This is a genomic window from Bifidobacterium sp. LH_743, assembly GCF_056355775.1.
Window position 1 is genome coordinate 1 of record NZ_JBKESZ010000009.1, and the last position, 25,757, is coordinate 25,757.

Sequence of the window (25,757 nt, forward strand, 5' to 3'; positions counted from 1 at the left end):
CCGCGACCACCGCCTTCCGCTTCAGTTCCTCGGGCACCGGCCCGTGCCTCAGCTTGCGTTGGCCGGGCGCGAGCTCGTCGATCCACGCCATGAGCAGCTCCTTGCTTTTCGGATAGCCGAGCATCCGCATGGTGCGGCTGAGCCGTCTGCCGTATTCGAGGTAATGGTCCACCGCGGCCCGCTTCTGCTCGTCGCTGTAGCGCCTGTAGCGTTCCCCGCGCCTGGAGGGGACGCCGGTGCGCTCCTCCTCGAGCCGGTCCGCGTACCACGACAGCAACGCGCCCTTGCTGGGATAGCCGATCGTGTATCACGTCGGCGGCGCAGCGTTCGTATTTGATGTACAGGTCCACGGCCCTGTCACGCTGCTCCCTGCTGTACCTTGCCATAAGGGGGTTTCCTCCCGGTCGGGGAGTCCAAGAAAACGTCACCACCTCAAACGAAGCATCTCATTTAAGGCATAATCGTAATCACACTTTTGGTAATAAACAATACAGAGGTCTTGCCCTCCTCTGTCAAGACCCCTACTCACATCGATGATAGCGAAATGCTGATTGTCCAGCCGAGACAAAACGAAATCCTAATTATTTGAATATTAACCAAACATTGTTCCACGTCACTGCTTAATGAACGAACTTCGATTCTGCAAATGCCCTTAGTCGATTAAAGAGCAAACCGGGATGGGGGAAAAGACAGTCGAATATTTTTCCTCGCAATAAATCTAAAATCGTACAAGCAAAATATAGAATAAATATAAGAGCAAAAGAGACAATAAAGAATAGTGTTCATCAAATATAGGAGCCATATTTACCCAACGCCCAAATATAATATCAGCTAATGGCCAATACTGATGAATTAAATATACATCAAGCGTAGCTTTAGCTACCATATTTACATAATAGTTATACCAGTTCCATTGGCTAAAGAGGAGAAAGATACCAAGACCTAGTGCAATTACAGGCAATGACCAATCCGCTATCAAATATCGTTCAAGCTTAAACGCATAGCTGTTTTTCATTTCCCCAACCTGTACCAATAGCCAAAAACAAGCAATAATTGACCATCCTCCAATGATAAGAGCCCAATTTTTTTGGACGAAAAAGGCTTAGAATACCACTTGATAATAAGTAATCAAAGCATAAACCATAAATAAAATCAAAAACACTGGTTCTCGGTATCTGAGCAACAGGAAGGAACGGAGTCATTCCGGAAATTCCGAAAACTCCAATCGAAACGATACATAGCTCACCATGCAGATACCGGCCAAGTGATTTAAGCCCTTCATTCAAAAGGGAACCATTAAGAGGAAAACAGCATAAGCCGATACATACCACCATTGTCCCGTAAGCAAAGGAAGCAGCGTTCGCGCAATAGTGCCATAGGTAACTTGGGATCCATCAATCAACAGGCTTGTTAGAAGTAACAAAACCCCAAAACAAAAGTTCTCTCAAGAATCCAAACCTTTCGCAGTGATTGCAACACACTCGTTTTTTATCACATAAAGACCATACAGAAATTGAAAAGAAAATTACTCGCCAACTCTGCCGTAACTACCTAACAATAAAACATGTGCCGCTTTACTGAAGGAAAAAATCCCTAGAAAGAATACCTTCCATTCTGGGTAACAAAATGATAGAAAAGAATGAAGGACATAGCGATAATGCGCACTAGTTCAATACTTGAATTTCTTTTTTTGTCCATGTCTCTTCTTCTCCACTCTTTAAAACCAGACTTTTAATTAAAGCCCCTTGACGCGATGCAGCATGTTCCGCTGCATTTCTTACCTATCAGTCAGAAACGCACTAAGACAACAGGGCATCACATCAATTAGACTAACTTTTAGATAGCCAATCGGACCAAGATCATACAATCCTTCATGAGGTACTTTTCGATAGGGAAATTACATGACGAACTCCGAAAATTCGTGGAACAACTATCTATTTTGTCTACGATATAACGTTGCAACAGCAAAAAGTGCTATGTTCATTACATTCGGAGGGTATAGAAAAGACTGATCTACGCAAAACGCAATTAGAACACATAAAATACCTATCGACATAATACGTCCGTCAACTCGTTTCCAACACGCATGTACGATAGCCACAAGACCGCCAAAGAAAGCACACGTCGAAATAAGACCAAAAATGCAGAAAAATTTCGGAAGTCCTTCCCCACCGATATCAGTATGCGGATTTTGTCCTAAAAGCATCTGTCTGCAAAGCGCAAGGGGCTTCATTCCACTAATCACATCGACATCATGAGCCCATTGAGTTGTCCGCCCATTCCCAGTGGAGGAAGCAAGCGTTTGCGTAATAAGCCTATCTGAGAATTGAGCAAGAATGGTTTTCTGACACAAGAGGAAACCCACACCTGCAGCGCATCCTATACCCCCAATAAATAAGGTGATACTTCGCCGGCGTGGAGAAAGCTGCTTAATAAATGAACTCAACAAAACAACAAGGAAAAGTATGAATGGAATCTGAATCGATCGGGAACCACAAAGCAAAAAACCGACAAACCCTAGAAACAGAGCAAATAGTCGTGCATATTCCCAGATATGATTTTTGAGTTTATGCGATAGCAAAAAACAAATACCAAGCACAACAAAAAGGCCAAATGAATTGCCATTCTGATATGTTGATATTATCTTCTCTGCAGTACCATTTTCCGCGTTCCAACCAATCGGCTTTTCAAATATATTTTGACCGTATGTGTATGTTACTCCAGGAATAGCTACATGATCAATTCCAATAGCATACTGTATAATACCGTAAAAATTTGCAATTATCATTGCAAAAATAACAATCTTCAGGAGATTATCCGAAGAGATTCTAGTTATAGAAACTCCCACTAATGGTGATATCAGAACAATTACCATTTGTGCAAGAAAGAAAGGCTTCGCCCCCTGAACCAAATCCAACAAAATAGACATCGTCCCAAAAAAGAACAGTACCATATATAAAAAAAAGAAATTTTTATGCCTCTGAATCAGCAGCAACGTTTGATTGGGATGTCTAAGCACAACATACACTGTCAGAAGCAAATTTAGTGTAAGAGGTAATCCTGCAATTTGTATTCCCGCTTTAGGGAAGGCCATTGTAATAAAAGTAAATAATGCATCCATACTGTGTATCTATACCTGTCATATCACTTTGCGGTAGGAATCACAGCATCTCGCAGAAAAGTGAGAGACTTTTCCCGAAGCTTTTCAAGCCGCTCATTGGTCTGTGCATAATCAATGCTGTTCTCAAGAAGCTGATCGTCCATAACGTGTCTATTTGCAAGTCCCAAAGAATCCAGTAAATCAAGCATGCGTGAATTTGTAGTCTGCTTGACAGTAAAGAAGTGGAACGGCTTATTGTAGACAATTGAAAAAACCGTACCATGGAAGGAATTGGTCACCACAGCTTTCGCATTACGGATGAGGTTTACGAAAGTATTAGGAGTAGCATTCCAGAAATATTTGTCCTGATCAAGCGTGTAATCTTCTATCGCCGTGCCGATGGTGTATACCTTCACTCCCAGCTTATTAGCCAACTTCCTGGCGTATTCATAAACATTCTTCTGGCGGTTATACCCGTAGACAAGCACATAGTCTTCTTTTGGAACAAAATCACTGTCATCGGCAATCACGTTCCAGTCTTTCTGTTCAAGCAAAAAAACCGGATCCACAACCGACTTGACATGCCGAATTCCAAGCGATTCAAGCATCGGAATAGAAGAAGGCTCGCGCACTGAAACGGCGTCAAAATCAGAAATGAGACGCTTATACCGAGCTTTCTGATCTTCCGGAATCTCAGGCATGGCAATACTTGCCGCATAAGCAACTTTCTTGGCACCTTGTGGAGCAAAGCTCAAGAAGAAGGCATCATCCTTACCGTTCTCCTTGTTCTTGCAGTTCCAAATCTGGTCGCTACCGCAGATATACACATCTGCTGCAGGAACATCGGCCTTAATGTCATCAAAGTTCTTGTACATTTTGGAACTCATCGGAATGTACCGTTCGAGGAAACGCCCGAATACCTTACGCCCCTTTGATAGATCAGGGGTTCGAACAATATTGCGAATAAGGCGAATGGGCAGCGGCTGACTCGATTTCCAGTAATAGTCAGGATTGTAATCAAGCACACGGGCATCAATTCCCATGTTGCGTAACGCAGTGTTAAGACCATAGGTTTGCAGTACAGCACCGTAGTTGGCGGGACGGCTGCAAGTAATTGTGTAGGAAGTAATAGCCTGAGTCATCGTGTCTCCTCAATGTTGTTATCGTCAGTGACAGTAAGTTTTTTGAAGTATCTAAAAGCTGTGTATCGTATGATAAATGTCCAGATATTCGTACTGGCGAAGACACAACATACTGTAAGTGGCGTTACATTATTTGTCACCCACAAAATAGTGCATACCGTCAGATTAATCGCTGCGGCAACCATGATGGCCAAGTTGGCCCAGAAAGCTTTTCCTATGGGGGAAAGAGCAGGATATCCGAACATGTAACTGAAATAGCCTACAAATACGCCAATCATCAGAATACGTAAGTACAGGCCTGCTTGCTGGTATTGCGAGCCTAAAATAAATACACACAGAGGGGTCGCGAAAATTGCGACAAAGGCGCATACAGCTGCCCATACAAGGCCACCAAACATTAAAATGCGGCGGAATAGTCGGTAGTCCCTACGCCTCATAATGGCTGGATATAGTGCATCTCCAACAGGCGGAATCATTTGTTCACCAGCTGTTGAGATGCGTGTAGCGCCCGAGTATAGGCCCATTTCAACAGAATTAGGGGAGAATTTTGTACCTAAGAAAATTGACCCAAGTGAACCATTGATGCTTACCGATATACGCGATATAAAGAACCAGAAACTTTCTTTCATTATGGAAAGAATTTCATGCATATCAATCTTAGTTGCGTGAATGCCATCTCTTTTAATCAAAGAGAAAGCCCAAAGCAACGCTAGCGTATCACACAACAGCATAGAAAGCGGATAAAGAATAAGTGTCTTGTCGCTTCTCACCAAGAGCAAAGTAATGATAAGAATGCCTGATTTTGCTGTTAACGCGCGGATTGTAATATCTTTCATTCGTTCGATACCGCGGAAATAAGCGTCAGGAAGCAGCGCTTTCACAATCGAATCCGCAAGGAAAATCGATACGACCAATAAATGATCACGCACTGAACTCATTAATAAAGCGCAAATGGAAAAACTCGCACAAGCAATCGCAGAAAGAAGAATCTTAGCGTAGGTCATCGAAGAAATGATGCTAGATACACGTTCTTTATTATCGCGATTGACCGATACCGTGGCAGTGGTGGAGATCTGGAATCCATACTCCACAATCATCTGAAAAACAAGGCATAACGAAGTGGAGAAACCAATAAGGCCAAAGCCCTCTACGGATAAAACCCTCGATAAATATGGGAAAAGCAACAATCCCACAAAATAATTCGAGAAAGTAAGTCCATAGAGAAATACTGCATTCTTAGCAATGGCAGAGCTCATACTATTACAAGTTCCTATCTCTGTATAAAAATATTTCCGTGTAAGCCCAGCAAAAACTCAGCCCCTAAAACATTTTAATTAATAAAACTACCTACTCGTTCTTACCTAAATTCGCGTAACAATGCTTTCTGGTGTACGGCGTGTAGAACGACACACTGGCACAGAATCAGGAAAATCACCCACTGTAATATACATTATTGGTAATTCATAGTCTGGAATATTTAAGAGTTTACGTGTAGCTCGGTCTTGGGACAAACTGAACATTGCATTCAGAGGACATGCCGCTAAGCCGTATGCTTCCAATGCGTATAGTAAAGACATAGAGAACAATCCACCATCAACAAACGGTTCATTTCGTTCATCGCTGTTCATAAAAGCACGAATGTCAGAAGTGACTAATAATAACACTGGAGGCATGGCATAGCCACCAAATCCGCCTTGGATTTTTAAGGCCTGTTCAATTTTTTCGGAGTCAGTAATCTGATACACACGCGTAGCTTGACGATTACATACTGACGGTGTCTTCATCGCAACTGCATATACCTCGTCAAGCAGTTTCTGCGAAACCGGCTCCGAGGAATATTCACGTACAGAATATCTATGTTCCGCTAACTCTACGAATCCCTTATTTAGATTATCGCTTTTCGACGATGAATTCATAGTGAAAGATCCAGCTTTAACAACATGATCTTCTAATTGATACTTACATGCAGCATTCCAAATATGTTCAGGAAACATATCTTTTACGGAAGACAGATCGTAGCCGTCAGCCTCATGTCGCCGCTGATACTCGTGTAGTACAGCCAGTCCTTGCAAATAAAGAGGATTATATTGATATTCAGAATCAGCCTTTTCCAGCAAAGACATACGTCTGGAAATATCGGCTAGTACTCCCCTGCCAAAACCATCTCTAAATTGGATATGGCTGAGCCCTTTTTCCAAACGATGTATGCCAAAAGCAAGACGAGTTTCAATACGAATCTTATCGGTGGACGAGTTGCGAGAAACCCAGCGCATAAAACGCCTTGATTGTACACGCCTTGCTTTTCCTCCCGATATTTGTTCTTTAATCCCTCGTAATTCATTCCAAAGAGGTTCCGGCACAGTATTCTTAATTGACTGCTTAATCGACATTTTTCCTCTTATTCTCCTAATCATACCAGTAATTCTGATAATTGATTTATATATGTTTGCGAATTCATCTGTGACCGCATACTAGTGCTACTCAGGCTCATGGCATCCCGCTTTGTTGGATTACTAGCAAGCTCCACCATAGCCTGGGCAAGATGCTCAACTAGTTGACTATCACGTTCAAGAATAATGGCGCAATCATCATTCGCATACTCGGGGATACCACCAGACCTGGTGGTAATCAATGGTTTGCCTGAAACCAGGCTTTCAATCACTGCCAGCGGTGCAGGGTCATCCCAGATGCTGGGCAGCACACATATGTCGGCCATCTCATACAAAGCGGGCATATCGTTGTAATCCACGAAACCGGTGAATATGATTCTCTCCTTAACCTGCGGCTGGGAGGCAAGATCATGGAGCTTCTGCTCGAAAGAACTCTTGATGTTCGAGTTGAAGAAGAATGCGCCAGCAACGACCAGCTTCGCATTGGGAACTTGCGCTGCGACCTGAGTAAAAGCCTCCAGCAATTCTTCAGCACCTTTTTCCGGAGTAAGGCGACCAGAGAACAGAAAAACAATATCATCATCGCTGATGCCATATTTCGCACGGAAAGCTTTGGCCTTGTGCTTGGCCTCATCAGATCCGAAACGACTGGCGTCAACGCCATTGCGCCATACGGCCTTCTGCTCAGGCTTAAGCCCACCTTCACCATGCTCGCGAAGGAACTTGTCAAGCGTTCCCACAATGTAATTGGAAACGCCAAGTACCTTCTTGACTCCGGCAATCTCGTGCTTGCATCCGAAGTCATTGGTCACTTCATTATGCAGATGGTAGTACACCTTGTCCACATAGCGTTCAGCGTTGCCGTACTTCTGCATGGTCATGAACAATGTGGCATGATTTTCGATCATGACCTTATCGAATGGAACCCTGCCGCTCGCATCGTCTTTACTCAGCGCTTTGGACACCTTGCGGATGTACCACAAACGTTGCGCGATATATCGGTAGCTCATGAGCTTCTGTTTACGAAGAATATATTTCGCGGCCCAGTAAATGCACCGATCGGCAGCCTTTACTAGCATTGGCGTTTTGATAAAGCGAAAATCAGTATGTTGAAAAGCACCATCACGAACGATCTCGTCAACACCAGGTGCCCAGGAAGAGAAAACTGTGAACTCGAAATTCGGTGTCTTCTCATTCTCCCGAACCATCATCATGTCCAACGCTTCAACAGCGCCGCCGAGAACATTGGGAACAGGCAAATAGCCAGAAGTGACAACAGCGACATGGGAACTCATAGGCTCTCGCTCCTATTCCTTTTCAATACCAACAAGCGATTCATATCTTTGCATCAGCTGCTTGGCGCATTTTTGAATATCGTAGTCTCCAGCGATATCATCCATCATCCGAGAACGACTTGAAGACTCTGAATGAGAGAGCGCCTCGCTCCAAAGCTTCGCACCAGCAATAGGTAAGAAAATGGATTTACCTGTGACATCTGCCTCTAGCGGAACAGCATCACTCAGCAAACAAGGAAGGTTAGCTACCTGAGCCTCCACTGCGACCATGCCCAAGCCCTCATAAAGACTAGGAAGACAAAATACATCAAAAGCCTGGTACAAACGATTCACATCAGAACGTTGCCCAAGGAACAATATATGATCGACAATACCGAGCTCTTCAGCATGCTGCTGTACAGCAGGCATATCTGGTCCATCACCCACAAAGGCAATCATTGCATTGGGCTTGCCGGGAAGTACATCCGCAAGCACATCCACTAGAAAAGCTTGATTCTTCTGCGGCATAAAACGCCCGACGTGACCAATTAGGAATGTATCTTCTGCAATCCCAAGTTCTTTGCGAGCTTCTTGACGAATCACAGAATCAAACCGGAATTTATCCAATTCAATACCATTGGGGATTACTGTAAAATCCGCATTCTTGCCAAACAACCACTCCCCTGCGTAATGACTACACGCGAATCGTACTGTCGGGTATACATTTGCGAACGGGCGCAACGCGAGCTTCATTACGTTCTTCGCAAACTCACCTTTGCCCATAGTTGAGTGAGAATGTGCGATGCGAACAGGCACACCAACCTTCTCCGCTGCTGACAATGGGAACACACTCAACGTGTTGATGTTGCTGTGCACAATCGGCCACTGCTGTTCACGCATCAGGCGAATGAGCTCACGGCGGTAGCGAATCGGATGCTGGTACGGCGGTATACGGAATACACGGCCTCCCAAAGCGGTGATTTCCTCTTCGGGAACACGCGTGGAATCCTCATCAACAAGGAAGTCAAACTGTACTTTGCTGCGATCAATGTGGCGGTAGTAGTTCATCACTACGGCTTCCACACCGCCACCGTTCATTTTGCCGACGACTTGTGCCACACGAATCGGCTTCTGCTGACCACCATTGCTGGTATCCACACCATACGAATGCCCGTCAGAATCACTCATCACGAACACTACCCCTTCCGCTTTCCATCATCCCTTGATGTTGAATATGTGCAATTACCCCTAGCCGTATTCCGAAAATCGAATACATCACACCTTAACTCAGTACGCACCATTCGGATGCAGCACCGTTCCAATAGTGCGAAGAATGTACACGATGTCTCCCATCACCGACCAGTTCTGCACATAGGAAACATCGAGCTGCTGGCTCTCCTCCTCGCTCAAATCGTTACGTCCAGAAACCTGCCATGGGCCAGTAATGCCAGGCTTCACCAGCAAACGGGTGGCGTACACCTGGTTGTATTCGTCCACTTCGAACTGACGCTGCGGGCGGGGCCCGACCACACTCATCGTTCCGATCAAAGAGTCGAAGAACTGCGGCAACTCATCAATACTGGTCTTACGGATGAAATGGCCGACCTTAGTGATACGCGGATCATTCTTAATCTTCACGCGTGCGCCCATTTCTTGTCCGTTCGCGGCGGCCACTTCAGCAAGTTTGGCATCCGCGTTCACGTACATCGAACGGAACTTGTGAATCTTGAACGGCTTGCCACGCAGACCAATACGTTCCTGCCTGTAGAACACCGGTCCCTTATCTTCAAGCTTGATGGCAATGGCCGTGACAATCATAAATGGAGACGACAGCACAATGGCAATCAACGAAACCACAATATCGAACACACGTTTCTTGAACATGGCCCACGGCGAATACTGCGGCAGGCTGATCGTCATCACTGTGGTGCCTTGCAACTCACGAATGTTCGTCTCATGGCCGCTCACATCCACAGCGGAAGTGACCACCGCAATCTCCAGATTCATGGCTTCCATATCCAACACGAACGTGTTGAAATTGTCAGAGAAGCGCTGCATCACATCCGTAACCATCACCGTCTGAACGCCCATCGAAGCAGCACGTTCGGCAAAGTCCGCGCAATACGGCAACGTGGCAATATCCCGACCGCTAATCTCACGGACCCTCTCTTTGAAATCGGCCGGTACAGTAGCAGCTTCCACAAGGCCGGTCTGCTCGTTCAAATCAATCGGGCACACCGCAATGGCATGATAGTTCAGCTGGCGCTTCTGGCTCAGGAACTCCAAGGCATGCTCAATGCCTTCAGCCGAGCCGACCACCACAGTGCCATACGAGTATGAACCCCTCTCACGGCTGAACAACACAAACTGGCGGATAATCAGACGTTCCAGCATCGTAATCAGGAACGCACATAACAGCATCAAGCCAGTGGTCAAAAGAGGAACGTACACATTGAGGATGGAGTCAAGCGCGCAAACCAACAGGCCGGCAAAAATCGCACCCTTGAACAGGAGCACATTGAGCTGGTAACCATCACCCATCACATGGCGGTGATAAACGCCCACATTATGCAAGCAGAAAATCCAAATCAGCGCACCAATGAGCGTATACAGCCACAAACCCATGTGGAAGTGGAAACGGGACGAATACAGGGTCCCCCCACCCTGCAGGGTGTACACGATTGCCGAGGCAATCACGAACGAAGCCATGTCGCACAATATCAACAGCGCGTTAACGAAAAAACGCCAATAGGCGACACTCAGCACTCGTTTCCTAGAGGTTTCGCTCAAATTCGTTTTTGTACTGCCGCTTTGGGTCATTCTTCTTTCTCTCCAAGCTCTACCCCCCCCCCCACCGCTGTTTCAGGGGCAATAGACTAGGGTACTTGAACTCATATACAAAGTCTACGCTTGCGGTAAATGGTTTACCTTAAATTTACCTACCCTCGATGAGCGGGGTCTGACGAACGGCCAATGCCTCCTTGACGGTCGGAGCGGACTGCACATGCAGGGTGATGTCATACTCTTCCCCAGGTTTCAACGTCACCTTGCCAACGGCCAATGTCAGGCCGTTATGGACGGTCACGCCGTTGTAGTCGTCTGAGTTCTGGAACTTCCAATCCACCAAACGGCCGTTTGCTGGAGCATATAGGAACAGGGTGGTTCGGATGTCACCGGGCTCAGTCCCATCCGTACCGCCAGTCACATACGCCGAAGTCGACGCAACCTCCTCCGGCTTCAACAGATTCTTCATCTTGATATGCACCGTGTACTGGTTGGCACCGTTCGCCGCCACCTTCTGGAATTCGGTGGTCACCTCGCGATGCAGATACCAATCCATCTTCGACTGCGTCTCGTCGGAGATGTACACGCCCACCTGCGGCTTGGCGCCTTCGGTAATCAAGCGGCCGGAAATGTCGGATTCGGCGATCAGATCCTGCTCGTCCTCGTGCGCGCTCCACAACAGCAGATGCCCCTGCTTCACGGATTGGGACAACGCATTGATATAGGCTTTCGGATCGCCGGAATTCTGCGTGATATGGTCGAACGCGGCCTGCGCGGCATCAGCGAAATACTTGTCCGTCTCCGCCGGAGTCATCTTCGCGTACACGGTGTTCAACAACGTCTGCGCGGTATTCGTACCGTCCAATACGGAGCCGTCGGGCATGGTCACGCCGCCGGTGACGGCAAGCATGTTCTGCAGGAACAGCGGGTCGATGGCAAGCACGCCATCCACCTGTACGCCATACTGCTTGGCCCACATGGCACGCACGATCTCGCCGGTACGCGGGAAATCGGGAGTGAAGTTCACATCGCGGATATCCGTGCCCAGCTTGTTGGTGAACAGCATCCGTTCCTCGGCGGTGAGCTCCACCACCGGCTCGTCAGCCTTAGGAATATCCGCGTCCGAGACAAACGGTTGCATGCTCAAATGGCCGCCCTGCACGGTGACCACGCCAAGCGACCCGGTCAGGCCGCCGGACGGACGGGCCTCCGCATTGGTCTGCGCCAGAATCAGATAGTTGCGCGGAGCGTCATTGGCATGGCTGTCCGTGCCGAGCATGCCGGGCAGCAGCTGGGCTACGGTGTTCAGCGTATGCACGGTGCTGTTGAGCTTTACACAGTAGGTCTGGGCCGAGTCGAGCGCATCGGCGACCTTGTGAATGTGTGGCCGTTTCGCCGCCTTGATCTCACGGGTGCTGTTGTCGATCACCTTGTCGGCAACGCTCAGCGGCTCCTGGGAATCCTCCAAACCAGGAAGGGAGACCGTGCCATTCTCCACGTGGATATTGCTCAGATTGACGTTCTTGGAGACCTTCGCCAATTGCGGCAACGCCTGCGAGGAAATATCCTCCAACGAGGCGACCGTGGTACGGACCGCGGAAACATCATCCCCCACATACGGAACATGCGATGCGACCGTCCATAGGAAGGACGACGTCTGCTTGTACGCCTTGTCCACATGGCCGGAGAATTCGTTAACCTTCGTGTCAAGCTGTCGGCTGTCGGCCTGGGTGATGGTGCTCTGCAGACCCTTCGCGCTTGCCACGGCCTGCTGCAGTTCGCTCCTGGCGCTCATGACCGACCATACGAACGCGACGGCAAAGGCGGCGAGCGCCAGCAGCACGGCGACCACGGCGATCAGGATGCGGCGGTTGCGGCGTTTGCGTTTGATGCGACGGATGTGTTCGGCGCTCATGCGGCGGCGGACGCGGCGGGAGTGCGGTTCGGAGTCGGCGCTGTCTGGGGCATCTTCATTGATGTCGGCGTTGGCGTAGGCATTGGCATCGGCGTGCGCTTCGGTTTGATGCTCGGGCTGGTATTCCGCCTGGTTTTGAGCCTTTCCAATCTGGTGTTCGGCCTGGTTCGCTGGCTCCTGCCATGTTTCATCGCCATCGTGTTCGGACATATTTCGTTACTCTCCCCATCACAACGTTGTTTCACGTATCGCTCCGGGTTTCCAGTGTAATTGCTGGAGCCGATGAACTCGTACTCCCCCAAGAATTCGACGAGGACACTCGGCGAAGGCCGTCAACAAGAAGCGGATCAGGCGACTTCGAGGGTGGCGAGGAGCGCGCGGTGGTCGGAACCGGGGATGTGCTTCGTTTCGAGGTCGCCCACGACCACGCCCTTGTCATGCACGATATGGTCAATCTCGGCCACCGGCAGCATGGCCGGGTACGTCATGTGCAAACCCTCGCCGGCCTGTTCGCCGGAGTCCAGGAAGCGGCTGCCAAGAAGATACCGGAAGCTGACATGATCCCATGTGGAATTGAAATCGCCCATCAGCACGTACAGGCTGTCGTAATGCTGCAACTGGGCGAGTGAATCGAGGCTACGATTCCACAGGCCTTGGTTGCTGGGACGTGGCGAGAAGGGGTGGACCGAGCCGAACCGTACTTTCGTGCCGGCGAAATCGATGGTCGCCGCCGGAACACTGCTCGACTCCACGGGAATCAGGTTCTGCTTGACGTCTTCCATCGGCGCCGCGCTGTACAGCACGTTCACACCACCATTGTCGTGCCACGTTTGCTGCGCGGTCACGGAATACGGCAGATAGTTGGCGATTCCGGCGTTGGCGAGCCGGTCGAGCAGACTCCATGACACTTCCTGCAGGGCGAGTACTTCGACATGCTCAGCCTTCACGGTTTCGACGATTTTGCCGGCGTCGGCCGCACCCTGTTTGGTGTTAAGGGTCATGATGCGTGCGTATTTGTCGGACGTGTCAGGCAAACCATCGGTTTCCGTCTGCGCGACGGCTTGGCTGGCGTTCTCGGAAATCGTCTGTCGCGGTTCGATATACCCCCAATGCCAGCCGACCTGCACGACCACGCACACCACGCCGATGATGGCGAGCGCTGCACGTCCTCCGATCTGTCGGACGGCGAGTGCGACGATCGCGATAACCGCGGACAGAAAACCCAGCCATGGCATCAGTGCGACGATGATCGGAATGTAGCGTTTGCCGTCGAGGCTGTTGGGGAGCATGCGGAGCAACATGGCCAGCAGGATGACGGCGGTGGCCAGCCAGAGTGCGATGGTCAGGATGTGCAGGATGGTGTTGCGCCGGGACATGCTGCGTTGGGCTTGGTCGAGGCTGTTGCGGTTGCGAGCTGTGTTGGCAGCGTCGAGTCGCGCGCCCAGATCCTCGATCTCGCATTCGGCTTCGTTTTCGCTGCCGCGTTCACTGTTGCTTTCGCCTTTGCCGGTTTGCCGCATGCTTGCCTTTCATTACGTTCCCGTTCACCATACGCAACGCGATATGGATTCGTTGTAAACGGTCCGCGAGGTTCACAGTGCCTTTACGTGATGCCGTCTTTCCCCGTACGGACGGCAAACCGGAGTCACCGCAAGAATTCGTCACGCGCAGCATCGCTCAGCGAATACCGAATCGGCCGTTTTCCATGCGCTTCCAGCAATCCCAGATTCATCAATGCATCGAGAGCGGTGCTCACCTTCCGCTCCCCCACACCAAGCCATTCGCGCATCAATCGCCGTGATATGGAATTCGAAGTCTCGTCGAACAGCTCCTCCTGAAGCAGGAAGAACAGCATGTCCCGTTGCAGTCCGGGAACGTCATGCGCATCGGCGTACCGTTCGAGATTGTCTTTCGCAGCATCAAGCATGGTCTTCTTCTCGCTTAACACGGAGATGATGTTTTCCTGGGCTGTGGCGATGAAACGGATCATCCGATAGCAGAAGAGAGAAACATCGGAGCAATTCAGCGGATGCTGCACGTCATCGAAGGCCTTGTAATACTGCCCTTTCGCTTCGGCGATGGCCGAGCTCAGGCTGACCGCCGTCGGTACGGACAGGCATTTACTTAATTGCAGGGCAAGCAGGAACCGGCCTGTTCTGCCGTTGCCGTCGTAGAACGGGTGTATGCATTCGAACGCGTAATGGCACATCGCGGCCCGCAGCAACGGCGGAATGGTCTCATTGGAAAGCAGTGCCAGCCATTTGGTCAGCTGCACCTGAATCTCCGATTCCGGCCATGCGCCCTTATGGATCAGCCTGTCTGCACCGTCATAGACCGAAACGGTTCTGGCTCTGAACAGTATGCCGTCGGGTTTGTCGGCATCCTTCAATTCGCCGTCCATCACCTGATTGTAGATGCTGCGTATATCGTTCAGCGTCTGGGGCAGGTCAAGGTGCGCGGTTCCCTCGCCGGAAAGGCCGAGGAACAGTTTGGCGAGCTCACTCAACCGCTTATGCGGGCCATCGGCCACCGCGGAATCCAACGCGTCTGCGATCTCCTCGCGTGTGGTATGCACGTTTTCTATCGTGTTCGTGTTTTGCATTTCCGCGCCGATAAGTTCCATCAGATACGCCTTGCGGGCGATTGGCGGCAACGTGTTCCACAATGCCTCGACCCGTACTTCCAAGCCACGCACGGAATCCATGGCGTTAAGCAGTTCCCTGAACGCCACGGCGAACATCTCATGACCATCGAATACGATCCCCGACCGATATGTCGAATAGCCGTTCAGCCTGTTCTCATACTCCTTTTCGGCAACATCCTGTGGTTTGAGTGTGGATGATGACATCGCCAGCGTCTGCCGTATGCTCTTGTATTCCATAATCACCATCCCTGAATCGTCATTCTCGCAAAAACGTAAGTATGAACCGTTTTATCCGGCGTTGACATACCTGCGAAAAGCTAAAAACGTAGGTATAGAAATGACCACATAGTATATCTATACCTACAAAATGTCAAAAATGTAGGTATAGGAATAAGTGATTGGTGCGACTATGGCTGCGGAATGGCGTGAGCGTGGGCATAGCGCAGGCATGGGATAGCGATTGATGTCAGGTTACGACGTCAGTCGCGACGCCGGCTGCTGCAGCCGACGTCGACCACAGCAGCCAAGCCGCATCAATCGGACAGACTCAGGCCGCGGTGTGGGCGTGCATGCGGCCAAGGGCGCGCTGGACGGTGTCGCGGGTGGAGCCGGCGCCGTTGCCGCGCACGCCGAAGAAGACCATAAGCACCATCACGAAGCAGATCGCGGCGCTCACGCGCAGCGCCCACTGGATGCCGAACACGTTCGCCGCGGCGTACATCTTCTTCGCACCGCCGATCGCGGCCCAACGCAGGGACGTGAACGTCTCCATCAGAATCACCAACACGGGGGCACCGATCGCGCCGGCAATCTGACGGACCGTGTTCGTGACGGCCGAGCCGGCACTCACCTCTTCGGGCTCAAGGCAGTTGAGCGACCATGTGGTGATCGGCATCAGCACGAATCCCATGCCGATCTGACGGACGAACTGCCAAATCGACACCCACCAGATCCACGAGGTCATGGAAATCATGCTCATCATAATCGTGCCGAACAGCAGGGTGATCGAGCCGATCAGCGCCACCGGACGCGCGCCGAAACGGTCAAGCGCCTTGCCTCCGAAGAACTGCGCGATGCACTGGCCGAACGCGCCGGGCAACATCACCAGACCGCTGATCGTGGCGGAATAGCCGCGGCAATCCTGAATGTACAGCGGCATGATCACCATGATCGAACTGAACGCGAAGAACGACAGCGCGGCGGTGACGGTGCCGACGGTGAAGCTCTTGTTTTTCAGCACGCTCAGGTTGAGCAGCGGAGGTTGCTTGGACGGGTCGGCCGCCTGCCGGCGAGCGCCGTGAATCTGCCGCAGCACAAACCAGACGATGCCGACCACACCGATAAGCATGGCGAGCCACACCATCGGATGCGTGAACGGATACGATTCGATGTTCGTGAAGCCGAACATGAGTCCGCCGAAGCCGAAAATCGACAGGCCGACGGAGAAGAAGTCGGCTTTGGCGGACGCGTCGCGCGTGCCGAAATTACGCAAGCCGAAAATCGCCAAAAACAGTGAAATCACGCCGATAACCGTCAGCGTGAGGAAAATCGATCGCCAGCCGTTCAAATCGGTTTGCACACCACCCAAAGTGGGGCCAATCGCGGGCGCGACGCTCATGGCCATACCGACGGTGCCCATCGCCATACCGCGGCGGGACAGAGGATAAATGGAAAATACCGTGATCTGCAGAACCGGCCACATCACACCGGTGCCCACGGCCTCCAGCAGACGACCGATCAAAACCAGTACGAACGATGAGCCGAGCCAGGCGAACACCGAGCCGAGCGTGAACACCGCCATCGACGCGATCACGATCTGGCGGGTGGAGAATCGGCGGGTCAGGTAGGCGGTGAGCGGCACCATAACGCCCATGACCAGCTGGAAGATCGAAGTGAGCCACTGGCCGGTGGTGACGGAGATGCCGAAGTCGCTGACGATGGTCGGCAGGGCCGAACTCAGCTGCAACTGCGTGAAGTTGCCGACGAAGGTGATGAACGTCAGAATCGCAATCGAAACGAACGCCGCATGCGTCAAATGGCCGTCCTTGTACGACTCGTCCCGGGTCAATGCCTCGGACAGTCCCTTACGCCGTTCCTCACCACTCATATATCTTCCTTACCTCTTCCTCGCGCGTTCCTCGTTACCGTTTATCGCTTCCATCATTCCCGCGATGCCTCGCGTCGTTCCGCACCGTTTTCGCATCGCATATCGTTCCCGTATCACCCTTATGCGAACCTTCATGCAACCATCGGGAATGTACCCATCGGAACGAATGACGATAGCAGTCTATGCCCATGGGTGGTCTCAGCGCCAGCGGATGTCCGCAACGTTCTCGAAGGGGAAAATCCGCCACATACTCCCCCTTAATAGGCAAACGACAACAAGATGTGTTATAACAGCGAACGTACGAAATAGCCGGGGGTATCAGGGAGGACCATATGTCCATGCTGAAAATGTTCCACATCTGCATGGAGCTGTGGGGCATCATCTTCTGCGCGATCGCGACGATCGGCCTCATAGTGGGCTCCCGACGAATGGCCACCCGCAAATCGCAGCAGATCATCATGCAGGCGCTTTGCGTGCTGCTGCTGGCCGCCGACATGACCGGCTGGTATTTCGACGGCCGTCCGGGCTGGTTCGCGGAGAACGCGGTGCGCGCCGGCGATATGGCCGTATACTGCATCAACTATCTGTATCTGAGCATCTTCACGCTGTACGTCTGGCAGATCGTGCGCAAAAACGGCGAAAAGGCGCCATGGGGACTATACGCGACCTTCGCCACCTCCGCCGTGTCAATCGCGCTGATGGTTGTCTCGCAATTCAACGACATGTACTACTATTTCGACGCCGACAACGTCTACCATCGCGGCACGTACTACATCTTCACGCAGGTGCTGGCGTTCATCGGCATGGCCATCAGCTTCTCCATGCTGTACCAATACCGCAGCCGGGTGTCGAAAAGCATCTACTACGCGCTGATCGCGTACTTCGTGCTGCCCATCATCACCACGGTCCTGCAGACGTTCCTGTACGGCTTCTCGCTACAAAGCATCTCCGTCGTGATCTCCACGCAAGTCATGTTCGTCGTCGACAACCTTGAGATGGCGCGAAAATTCCAGCAGCAGGAAATCGCCTACCAGAAAGCCAGCTTCGCCGCCGAACACGACACGATGACCGGACTGTGGAACAAGTCGTCCGGCCTGCAGCGGATCAATGAGCATCTCAATTCGATGGACGCCGACGATGAGGCCATGCTCATGTTCGTGGACATCGACGACTTCAAGCACGTGAACGACACGTACGGGCATTCCGACGGCGATTTCTGGATTCGTCAGGTAGCCGACACGTTGCGGAACATCTACCGGCCAGACGATGTGATCTGCCGATTCGGCGGCGACGAATTCGTGGCGCTCATCAAGGGCACGAGCAACACCAGCGTGATTCGGACCACTTTGGGACTGTTCGCCAGGCGGATGCGTGAGACGTCCGTCCAACGCGGGCAGGACGTGCATTGCAGCGTCGGCATATGCCGTGTGGCCGCCGGCGGATACCGGAGTCCGGAGCACATCGTGGCCACGGCCGACAAGGCGTTGTATGAGGCGAAGCGCAACGGCAAGCACGCGTACGTGGTCTACGATTCGGACGGGAGCCGGATGGAGTTGGCGCAGTAGGTCTATGCCTTGGTAGGTCCTATGCCTTTGGCGACTCTATGCCTTGCCAAGCAGCGTCAGCACGATCAGCACCATATTCAACGCGACTATCAGCACGGCGACCATGATATTGACGGCGTGCTTGATCGGACCGTCCACATACTCCCCCATCAACGTGCGGTCGTGCGTGTAACGCATCAGCGGAATGATCGCGAATGGAATGCCGACCGACAGCACGACCTGGCCGACGATCAGCGCCTCCGTAGGGTTCTTCGCGAACCACAACACGACCAGCGCGGGAACCAGCGTCACCACGCGGCACGCCCACATCGGCGCCTTGATACGCAGTAGGCCGTGCATGATCTCGCTGCCCGCGTATGTGCCGACCGACGTGGAGCTCAGGCTCGACGCGAGCAGGCCGACCGAGAAAATCGTGCCGATAACCGGGCCGAGCACATGCTGGATGGCCCGCTGCGCGCCCTCGATCGTATCGGTGCCGGTCATGCCATACAGCGAATTCGCGGCGAGAATCAGCAGCGCGAGATTCACCGAACCGGCGAGAAGCAACGCCCAAACCACGTCGATCTTGCTGCCGTGAAGCAACTTCCTGACGCTCGGCTTCTGCTCCCCCGGCGCGTAATGGTCGTTGACGAGCGTGGAATGCAGGTAGATGGCGTGCGGCATGACCGTGGCGCCCAGCATGGACGTGGCCATCAGCACGGTGTCGGTGCCTTTGAACCGTGGAATCAGGCCGTTCAGCACGTCCTTCGGATTCGGCGGGGCGATGAACAGGCCCGCGATGAAGCCGAATGTGATCACCAGCAGCAGGCCGATGATGAGCTTTTCGAACACGCGGTGCGTGGCGCCTTTTTCGAAGATCAGCAGCACCGTGGAAACCGCGCCGATGATACAGCCGCCAATGAACAGCGGCAGGCCGAACAGCAGTTTCAGCGCGATTGCGCCGCCGATCACTTCCGCCAGATCGGTGGCGATGGCGATCACTTCAGCCTGCATGAAGAACATGAACCGGCCGGCGTCGCCCAGCCGCTCGCCCAGAATCTCCGGCAGACTCTTGCCGGTGACGATGCCGAGTTTCGCGGACTGGTATTGGATGAGCACGCTCATGCAGTTGGCCAGTACCAGCACCCACACCAGCAGGTAGCCGTAGCGCGCGCCGGACGTGATGTTCGCCGCCACATTGCCCGGGTCCACGTAGGCGACGGCGGCCACGAACGCGGGGCCGAGAATGCCGGCGAGCGCGTGGCCGTGGTGGTGGGAGGGTTGGTTTGGCTGGTTCTGGTTCTGTTGGTTTAGTTGGTCTTGCTGGTTCTGTTGGCCTTGTTGGTCTTGCGGCTGCCGGCTGGGCGCGGACTTGTGGTCCGGGTCGGATGCCGGCTTGCGGTTGCGCTCGAGCGCGCGATTCTGTCCTTGCTCGAGTACGCCATCGTTTGTCTTCACTCTCTTTCCCCCAATATGTGTTTCCCCGTATATCCGTGCAACGTTATAGCGCGGCCGCAGGCGCGGAAATGTTACGAAATTTCCGCTGCGGGTCTTCCGCGAATCTTCCGCGGGCGTCCAGCGTGGTCCGGTGCCGTCTGACGCTAAGCTAGGGAAAGATACGTTTGTTTATTTGTTTCCGACACGAAAGGTTGTGGAGGATATGGCCACCTTTCATACTCCGATGATCACGCTTGCCGACGGCAACCTGATTCCGCAGATCGGTTTGGGCGTGCTGCGTATCGACGACGAGGGCGTCACTCCCGTGGTCGAAAGCGCGCTGGAAGCCGGCTATCGTCATATCGATGGCGCCGCTGGCTACAACAATGAAGCCGGCGTGGGGCGCGCGTTGAAGAACGCTGGTTTCACGCAGGGCGAACGTCGCAAGAGCCTGTGGGTCACGACAAAGCTGCGCGATTCGGAGCAGGGGTACGATTCCGCGCGCAAGGCGTTCGACCGTCAGCTTGGTCTGCTGCAGCTCGACTACGTGGACATGTATATGCTGCATTGGCCGACGCCGTTCGACTGGCGTTCCGGCGAGACGTGGAAGGCGTTCGACGAGTTCCGTGCGGAGGGCCGCGTGCGCACGCTTGGCGTGTGCAATTTCCTGCCGGAGCATCTCGAGCGGCTGCATAAGGAGACGGGCGAGTATCCGGCCGTCGACCAAATCGAGCTGCATCCCACGTGGCAGCAGCGCGAGGTGGTGGCGTATTGCAAGGAGCATGGCATCGCGGTCGAAGCGTATTCGCCGATGGCCCGTGGCGCGGATCTGAATGCCGGCGACGGCGTGATTGCGCGCATCGCCGAGGCGCATGGTGTCACGCCCGCGCAGGTGATTCTGCGTTGGCATATCGAAAACGGCACGATCATCATTCCCAAGTCGGTGCATGCGGACAGGCAGCGGCAGAATCTCGACCTGTTCGGCTTCGTGCTCAGCCCGGATGAGCATGCGGCCATCGACGCGCTCGACGGGCCGACACGCGCCGGCCACGATCCGATGACGTTCACGTACGCATGAGTTCGCGCGTGATCCTGCACGGTGCTTACGGGGTGCGTGGGGTGCGATGACAAGGCGCGGACCGCGTGACGGCACGCATTTTCGCAGACGTCTGTTCAATGCCGACGGGCCGGTGGAACGCATACTGATTCTGCTGGTAATCGCTGTGGTGGCGGGCATCACGATCGGCCTGCTCATGCCGAAGGTGAATCCGACCGTCGGCGAATTGACGGGCGAGTATACCGCGTCCGGCACCGCCGCGCAGACGTTGCAGCAGTTGACAATCGATGACGATCCGCGCCGTGCAGGTTACGATCGGGATTCATTCGGCTTCCGTCAGACGGACGACGACGGCAACGGATGCGACGTGCGAGAGGACGTGCTGGCACGCGATTTGACGGACGTGCGATACCAGCAGGGCTGCAAGGTGCAATCGGGCACATTGTCAGACCCATACACCGGCAAGACGATCCGTTTCGTACGCGGCGTACACACCTCGTCCGCCGTGCAGATCGACCATGTGGTGGCGTTGGAGAACGCATGGCAGTCGGGTGCGAACACGTGGGACCGGGCCAAGAGGGTCCGGTTCGGCAACGACATGTACAACCTTCTGGCGGTGGACGGCCCCGCCAATCAGGAGAAGGGCTCCGCGTCGGCCGCGTACTGGCTACCGACGAACGGCGCGTACCGGTGCGATTACGTGGCGCGGCAGATTGGCGTGAAGGCCAAGTATGGGTTGACCGTCACCACCAAGGAGAAGCGGGCGATGCTGTCCGTGCTGCACGGATGCCCAGCGCAAGCCGTGCCGGAGGGGTAGGTTTTGGCCCGGTGCCGTCTGAAATCGTCCCAGCGCTGCCTGAAATGTGTCACGATTTGAAAAATCAGCCGTTTTTTCGAATCGTGACACATTTTTCTTCCAGAAGAAGCATCATGGGGGTATAAATCGCTACCTCTCCAAGGAAAATACCCAGGAAATATACCCCCAAATCAGAAGCAATGTGTCACGATCCAAAATTCCGGCCAAAAATCGAAATCGTGACACAAAAACAAGCCCTTCTACACCGTACGCAATCAAACAAACTCACAAGCCATGCCCCCATCGACCGCGTGGGCGGCGCCGTGGACAACACACGTCATATGAATATCACCAATCCGGAAAACATCAGAAGCGCTCAGCGGAACCCATCAGTCAAGCAGCCCGAGTTTGCGGGCTTTCTGGTAACGCAGCACCACTTTACGCCACGGCAAAGGGGTGGTCACCCCAATCGGCCGCCCGATAATCGAAGACAACGCATGGGCGACGTTCATGGCAAACGCGGCCCGATGCAGTTCATCAGACAAATCCAACTGCGTGACCGAAAACACAGTCCAGCCCGCGGCCGCAAGTCGCGACAGCTTGCTCTGGTCACGCCGGTACTGCGCACGGTCGGTACGGTGATGGTCGCCCTGATAATCCAAGCCAAAACGATGCTCGGCATCGACAAGATCCAACGTCACCACAGCACCGTTCGCAAAATTCACGCCGGGAACCACGCAATTCGGCCGCATGATCGGCAGTCCGTAGCGGACGAGCACAAGCCTCATCTCAGTCTCTTTGGGGGAATCGCTCCCCGATTGCACAAGCTCCAACGCATCCAGACACTTACTCCGGTATGGGACGTTCTCAGTTTTGGCAAACTCGATCAGCCCCTCACGAGTGGCGAACCGATGGCGAATCAACGACTCCGCAACCATGACGACATCCTGGATGCCCCACCGGCCGGCAGCCAAAGCCCACGACGGAACCGGCATAAGCACTGGAACTCCGGCGACTTCGCGCACATGCCGCGCGGACAGGCCTTTCCAGACATGCACAGTCACATCGGCCGACAAGGACGCGTCTTTCTTCACGCGGCCGCGGAGGGCCGGTGATTGGGCGACCGTGTGAAGTTTTGCCGTTGCATGCGACGAGGATTGGGGAAATTGGAAAGATTGCGACGAGGATTGGGGAGATTGCGACGCTGTCTGCCGAAGACCTGAGATATGATTCCGCGAAAAATCCTGAGAATCCGGGGAATATTGAAAATCCAAATCCGGAAAATCCTGTCCGGAATGGACGGAGTACTCGGAATGTCCGAAAGCCGGGCCTTCCGGATCCTCTTCATTCCAGCCATACTCCACGTTCGTCCCAGCATAACCGACTTGTGACGGACGCAGTGGAAAAGCCGAACAATCACTGTCGGCAGGCAACTCGACTCCCCAAATCGCGAGCGCGGTCTCATGGCTTATGGGATGACGCAGCTCCACGGACCGAGCGATGCGAAGAATCCGCCAGCTGGCTTCGGACAGGGTCGCCCGCTGGATTGGCTTGTATGCATCATCAGTATTCATGCGTGCAATATAAACGATGGCAATGGTTTGGCGCGCATTTTTCCGGGGTTGTGGTCGGAGAACGTGCGATTTGGGACGATTCGGCGTGGCATGGCCGCAATTGCAACGATTTAGGGCGCAATGGGCCTGTGGATAAACAATAGAGACGCAACGAGAACATGGTAGGGATGGATGGTACCTGCAGGACAATCTTGAATTGCCATCAATGCAATTGGCAATTGGCCGCAAAAGCCGTGGAATGTTGCGATGGTTGAAGAATCGTCACTTCCGCACGCTTTTGGAAAACTCCGGAAGCTGCGGAATTGATGATTTCCGGCACTTCCGGAAGTATGTTGTGGTGCGGCAATGCAATGTATCGCCGCACCACAAGTCAGCATTCCTTTCATTTCGGGAATCGGAGGCGGATCAGCCTTTGGAACGAAAAATTCCCACCGCAGATGTGTCACGATTTGAAAAATCTGCCGTTTTTACGAATCGTGACACATTCTTCTTTTGAAAAAGGCAATACGGGGGTATAAATCACCGCTTTTCCAAGTAAAATACCCAGAAAACATACCCCCGAATGGGAAGCGATGTGTCACGATCCAAAATTTTGGCCGTTTTTACGAATCGTGACACAAAACAAGCACCCCCATACCCCATGCGGCCAAACACACCCCACAAAACTCACCAACAGCTCATGTGCGCAACGAACGGATCCGAAGAAAAAACCGAAATGCGCACGGAAGTCCAGTAGGCAAAAGTCAGAAATCCATCGCCAGCCGCGTCAAAACAATGATCTCAAGCCATACCGGAACTACAAACGCAAACCACACCGGAACGATGGGAGATGGGCGCGCGGCCGCAGGCGGCCAAGGTTCCAGCCGATGCTGGAAACGTAAAAAGAGCCTCACGCGCGGGTGGTGGCGCGGGCGATCACGCGGGATTGGGTGGTGATGAGTTCCGGTTTCAGCGGGCGACTGCCGTTGATGCGGTTGATGATGCGGCCGACCGCGGTCGGCGCGATCCAGTCAAGGCAGGAGTCCATGGTGGTCAGCGGTGGCTGGAAGTATGCGGCTTCCTCATTGTTGTCGAAGCCGATCACCTGCACCCGGTCGGGCACTGCGATGCCGTTCGCCGCCAAAGTGAACAATGCGCCCAATGCAAGCTGGTCGTTGAACGCCACGATGCCGTCGAAGGGGATGCCGGAGTCGACGATGCGCTGCGTCGTGCGCGCGCCCGAACCGATGGCCCAATCCTGGCCGACGTCGGGCACAAGTCTCGCATCCAGTTCGACGCCTTGTCCGGCGCATGCTTCGAGCACGCCTCGCATGCGCAGCTGCGCGTTGCCCTCCACGGCGTCACGCAGGTCGAAGATATGCTCCGGATCGGTTCGCGAGCCGATCACCGCGAGATTCGTGGCACCATGGTCGAACAGGTATCGCGCGGCGAGGCGCGCCTCCTGCACGTCATCCGGAGTGACATGGTCCGCTTTGCCGTGCGTGGATCGCGCGCCCACGCAGACCAGCGGATAGTCCACGTCGAGGTCTTCGGGAGCGAGGTCCTCGACCTCGGAAATGGACAGGATCATGCCGTCCGACACGGTGGTGTTGAAGTTTTGCAACAGCGTGCGGGCGCCCTGCGCGGACCCTTCGGCGTATGTGGTGATGTATACGGAGTAGTCGTAGATGCGCGCCGCGTCGATCACCCGGTTGGCCAGTTCGGCCAGGTATGGTGCGGTCAGGCTTGGCACCGCGAGGGTGATGAAGCCGGTTTTGCCGCGATTGAGATTGCGGGCCGACACGTTGACGCGGTAGCCGAGCCGGTCGATGACGTCCTGCACTTTCTCGCGCGTGGCATCGGCCATGCGTCCGGAATGGTTGATGACGTTCGACGCGGTTTTGAGGGAGACTCCGGCCTCTTGCGCCACTTCACGCAGTGTGACGCGTTTCCTGTCGGATGTGTCCGGCTTTTCTTCGGCCATATCTCCCCTAACCGCATCCGTCATTGTTAT

Annotated in this window: 19 protein-coding genes; 3 read left to right on the forward strand and 16 right to left on the reverse strand. The window is 53.3% G+C overall.

Annotated elements, in window-relative coordinates; all coding sequences use genetic code 11:
- The 13 genes from AC1ATL_RS09135 to AC1ATL_RS09195 form a co-directional block, all read right to left on the reverse strand.
- Positions 1-277, reverse strand: a 277-nt coding sequence (locus AC1ATL_RS09135) for a transposase (protein ID WP_476569993.1), incomplete at its 3' end; no start/stop codon positions are given.
- A gap of 441 nt (positions 278-718) precedes the next feature.
- A complete protein-coding gene (locus tag AC1ATL_RS09140) occupies positions 719-1,015 on the reverse strand; it encodes a hypothetical protein (RefSeq protein WP_476569994.1) in 297 nt (98 codons plus the stop codon).
- Between the two features lie 915 nt (positions 1,016-1,930).
- A complete protein-coding gene (locus AC1ATL_RS09145) occupies positions 1,931-3,121 on the reverse strand; it encodes an O-antigen ligase family protein (RefSeq protein ID WP_476569995.1) in 1,191 nt (396 codons plus the stop codon).
- A gap of 23 nt (positions 3,122-3,144) precedes the next feature.
- Positions 3,145-4,242 carry a polysaccharide pyruvyl transferase family protein gene (locus AC1ATL_RS09150; RefSeq protein ID WP_476569996.1) on the reverse strand — a complete coding sequence of 366 codons (1,098 nt, stop codon included), beginning with the start codon at positions 4,240-4,242 and terminating at the stop codon, positions 3,145-3,147.
- On the reverse strand, positions 4,239-5,498 hold the full coding sequence (locus AC1ATL_RS09155; RefSeq protein ID WP_476569997.1) for an oligosaccharide flippase family protein: 1,260 nt from the start codon (positions 5,496-5,498) through the stop codon (positions 4,239-4,241). The genes AC1ATL_RS09150 and AC1ATL_RS09155 overlap by 4 nt, the downstream gene beginning before the upstream one ends.
- A gap of 105 nt (positions 5,499-5,603) precedes the next feature.
- Entirely contained in the window at positions 5,604-6,632 is a 1,029-nt protein-coding gene (locus tag AC1ATL_RS09160) for a nitroreductase family protein (protein WP_476569998.1), read from the reverse strand.
- Positions 6,633-6,652: 20 nt separating this feature from the next.
- Positions 6,653-7,927 carry a glycosyltransferase family 4 protein gene (locus tag AC1ATL_RS09165; protein WP_476569999.1) on the reverse strand — a complete coding sequence of 425 codons (1,275 nt, stop codon included), beginning with the start codon at positions 7,925-7,927 and terminating at the stop codon, positions 6,653-6,655.
- 12 nt (positions 7,928-7,939) lie between these two features.
- A complete protein-coding gene (locus AC1ATL_RS09170; protein ID WP_476570000.1) occupies positions 7,940-9,094 on the reverse strand; it encodes a glycosyltransferase family 1 protein in 1,155 nt (384 codons plus the stop codon).
- A gap of 99 nt (positions 9,095-9,193) precedes the next feature.
- Complete coding sequence (locus tag AC1ATL_RS09175; RefSeq protein ID WP_476570001.1) at positions 9,194-10,726, reverse strand: sugar transferase; 1,533 nt, start codon at positions 10,724-10,726, stop codon at positions 9,194-9,196.
- Positions 10,727-10,841: 115 nt separating this feature from the next.
- Positions 10,842-12,815: a DUF4012 domain-containing protein gene (locus AC1ATL_RS09180; protein ID WP_476570002.1), complete on the reverse strand. Its 1,974-nt coding sequence runs from the start codon at positions 12,813-12,815 to the stop codon at positions 10,842-10,844.
- A 137-nt stretch (positions 12,816-12,952) separates the two neighbouring features.
- Complete coding sequence (locus AC1ATL_RS09185; RefSeq protein WP_476570003.1) at positions 12,953-14,125, reverse strand: endonuclease/exonuclease/phosphatase family protein; 1,173 nt, start codon at positions 14,123-14,125, stop codon at positions 12,953-12,955.
- Positions 14,126-14,250: 125 nt separating this feature from the next.
- On the reverse strand, positions 14,251-15,486 hold the full coding sequence (locus AC1ATL_RS09190) for a Fic family protein (RefSeq protein ID WP_476570004.1): 1,236 nt from the start codon (positions 15,484-15,486) through the stop codon (positions 14,251-14,253).
- 310 nt (positions 15,487-15,796) lie between these two features.
- Positions 15,797-17,356, reverse strand: coding sequence for an MDR family MFS transporter (locus tag AC1ATL_RS09195; protein ID WP_476570005.1), 1,560 nt, complete (start codon positions 17,354-17,356; stop codon positions 15,797-15,799).
- 332 nt (positions 17,357-17,688) lie between these two features.
- On the opposite strand from AC1ATL_RS09195, the gene AC1ATL_RS09200 reads away from it, so the two are divergent.
- Positions 17,689-18,921 carry a GGDEF domain-containing protein gene (locus tag AC1ATL_RS09200; protein ID WP_476570006.1) on the forward strand — a complete coding sequence of 411 codons (1,233 nt, stop codon included), beginning with the start codon at positions 17,689-17,691 and terminating at the stop codon, positions 18,919-18,921.
- A 36-nt stretch (positions 18,922-18,957) separates the two neighbouring features.
- Here AC1ATL_RS09200 and AC1ATL_RS09205 read toward each other — a convergent pair whose 3' ends face one another.
- Positions 18,958-20,358, reverse strand: coding sequence for an Nramp family divalent metal transporter (locus AC1ATL_RS09205; protein ID WP_476570007.1), 1,401 nt, complete (start codon positions 20,356-20,358; stop codon positions 18,958-18,960).
- Positions 20,359-20,560: 202 nt separating this feature from the next.
- Between AC1ATL_RS09205 and AC1ATL_RS09210 the strand changes: the two genes are divergently transcribed.
- The gene (locus AC1ATL_RS09210) at positions 20,561-21,415 is read left to right on the forward strand and encodes an aldo/keto reductase (RefSeq protein WP_476570008.1); all 855 of its coding nucleotides are present in this window, start codon (positions 20,561-20,563) and stop codon (positions 21,413-21,415) included.
- A gap of 46 nt (positions 21,416-21,461) precedes the next feature.
- Positions 21,462-22,211, forward strand: a complete 750-nt coding sequence (locus AC1ATL_RS09215) for an HNH endonuclease family protein (protein ID WP_476570010.1) — start codon at positions 21,462-21,464, stop codon at positions 22,209-22,211.
- Positions 22,212-22,579: 368 nt separating this feature from the next.
- Here AC1ATL_RS09215 and AC1ATL_RS09220 read toward each other — a convergent pair whose 3' ends face one another.
- Both AC1ATL_RS09220 and AC1ATL_RS09225 read right to left on the reverse strand, forming a co-directional pair.
- Positions 22,580-23,764 (reverse strand): hypothetical protein, encoded by a 1,185-nt coding sequence (locus tag AC1ATL_RS09220; RefSeq protein WP_476570011.1) that lies wholly within the window; start codon positions 23,762-23,764, stop codon positions 22,580-22,582.
- A gap of 889 nt (positions 23,765-24,653) precedes the next feature.
- Positions 24,654-25,727, reverse strand: a complete 1,074-nt coding sequence (locus AC1ATL_RS09225; RefSeq protein WP_476570012.1) for a LacI family DNA-binding transcriptional regulator — start codon at positions 25,725-25,727, stop codon at positions 24,654-24,656.
- Between the last annotated feature and the right edge of the window lie 30 nt (positions 25,728-25,757).

What these genes read in the sequence shown, in the direction of transcription:
- AC1ATL_RS09140 (WP_476569994.1), bottom strand. Translation starts at nt 1,015, where the DNA reads ATGAAAAACAGCTATGCGTTTAAGCTTGAACGATATTTGATAGCGGAT.
- AC1ATL_RS09145 (WP_476569995.1), bottom strand. Translation starts at nt 3,121, where the DNA reads ATGGATGCATTATTTACTTTTATTACAATGGCCTTCCCTAAAGCGGGA.
- AC1ATL_RS09150 (WP_476569996.1), bottom strand. Translation starts at nt 4,242, where the DNA reads ATGACTCAGGCTATTACTTCCTACACAATTACTTGCAGCCGTCCCGCC.
- AC1ATL_RS09155 (WP_476569997.1), bottom strand. Translation starts at nt 5,498, where the DNA reads ATGAGCTCTGCCATTGCTAAGAATGCAGTATTTCTCTATGGACTTACT.
- AC1ATL_RS09160 (WP_476569998.1), bottom strand. Translation starts at nt 6,632, where the DNA reads ATGTCGATTAAGCAGTCAATTAAGAATACTGTGCCGGAACCTCTTTGG.
- AC1ATL_RS09165 (WP_476569999.1), bottom strand. Translation starts at nt 7,927, where the DNA reads ATGAGTTCCCATGTCGCTGTTGTCACTTCTGGCTATTTGCCTGTTCCC.
- AC1ATL_RS09170 (WP_476570000.1), bottom strand. Translation starts at nt 9,094, where the DNA reads ATGAGTGATTCTGACGGGCATTCGTATGGTGTGGATACCAGCAATGGT.
- AC1ATL_RS09175 (WP_476570001.1), bottom strand. Translation starts at nt 10,726, where the DNA reads ATGACCCAAAGCGGCAGTACAAAAACGAATTTGAGCGAAACCTCTAGG.
- AC1ATL_RS09180 (WP_476570002.1), bottom strand. Translation starts at nt 12,815, where the DNA reads ATGTCCGAACACGATGGCGATGAAACATGGCAGGAGCCAGCGAACCAG.
- AC1ATL_RS09185 (WP_476570003.1), bottom strand. Translation starts at nt 14,125, where the DNA reads ATGCGGCAAACCGGCAAAGGCGAAAGCAACAGTGAACGCGGCAGCGAA.
- AC1ATL_RS09190 (WP_476570004.1), bottom strand. Translation starts at nt 15,486, where the DNA reads ATGGAATACAAGAGCATACGGCAGACGCTGGCGATGTCATCATCCACA.
- AC1ATL_RS09195 (WP_476570005.1), bottom strand. Translation starts at nt 17,356, where the DNA reads ATGAGTGGTGAGGAACGGCGTAAGGGACTGTCCGAGGCATTGACCCGG.
- AC1ATL_RS09200 (WP_476570006.1), top strand. Translation starts at nt 17,689, where the DNA reads ATGTCCATGCTGAAAATGTTCCACATCTGCATGGAGCTGTGGGGCATC.
- AC1ATL_RS09210 (WP_476570008.1), top strand. Translation starts at nt 20,561, where the DNA reads ATGGCCACCTTTCATACTCCGATGATCACGCTTGCCGACGGCAACCTG.
- AC1ATL_RS09215 (WP_476570010.1), top strand. Translation starts at nt 21,462, where the DNA reads ATGACAAGGCGCGGACCGCGTGACGGCACGCATTTTCGCAGACGTCTG.
- AC1ATL_RS09220 (WP_476570011.1), bottom strand. Translation starts at nt 23,764, where the DNA reads ATGAATACTGATGATGCATACAAGCCAATCCAGCGGGCGACCCTGTCC.
- AC1ATL_RS09225 (WP_476570012.1), bottom strand. Translation starts at nt 25,727, where the DNA reads ATGGCCGAAGAAAAGCCGGACACATCCGACAGGAAACGCGTCACACTG.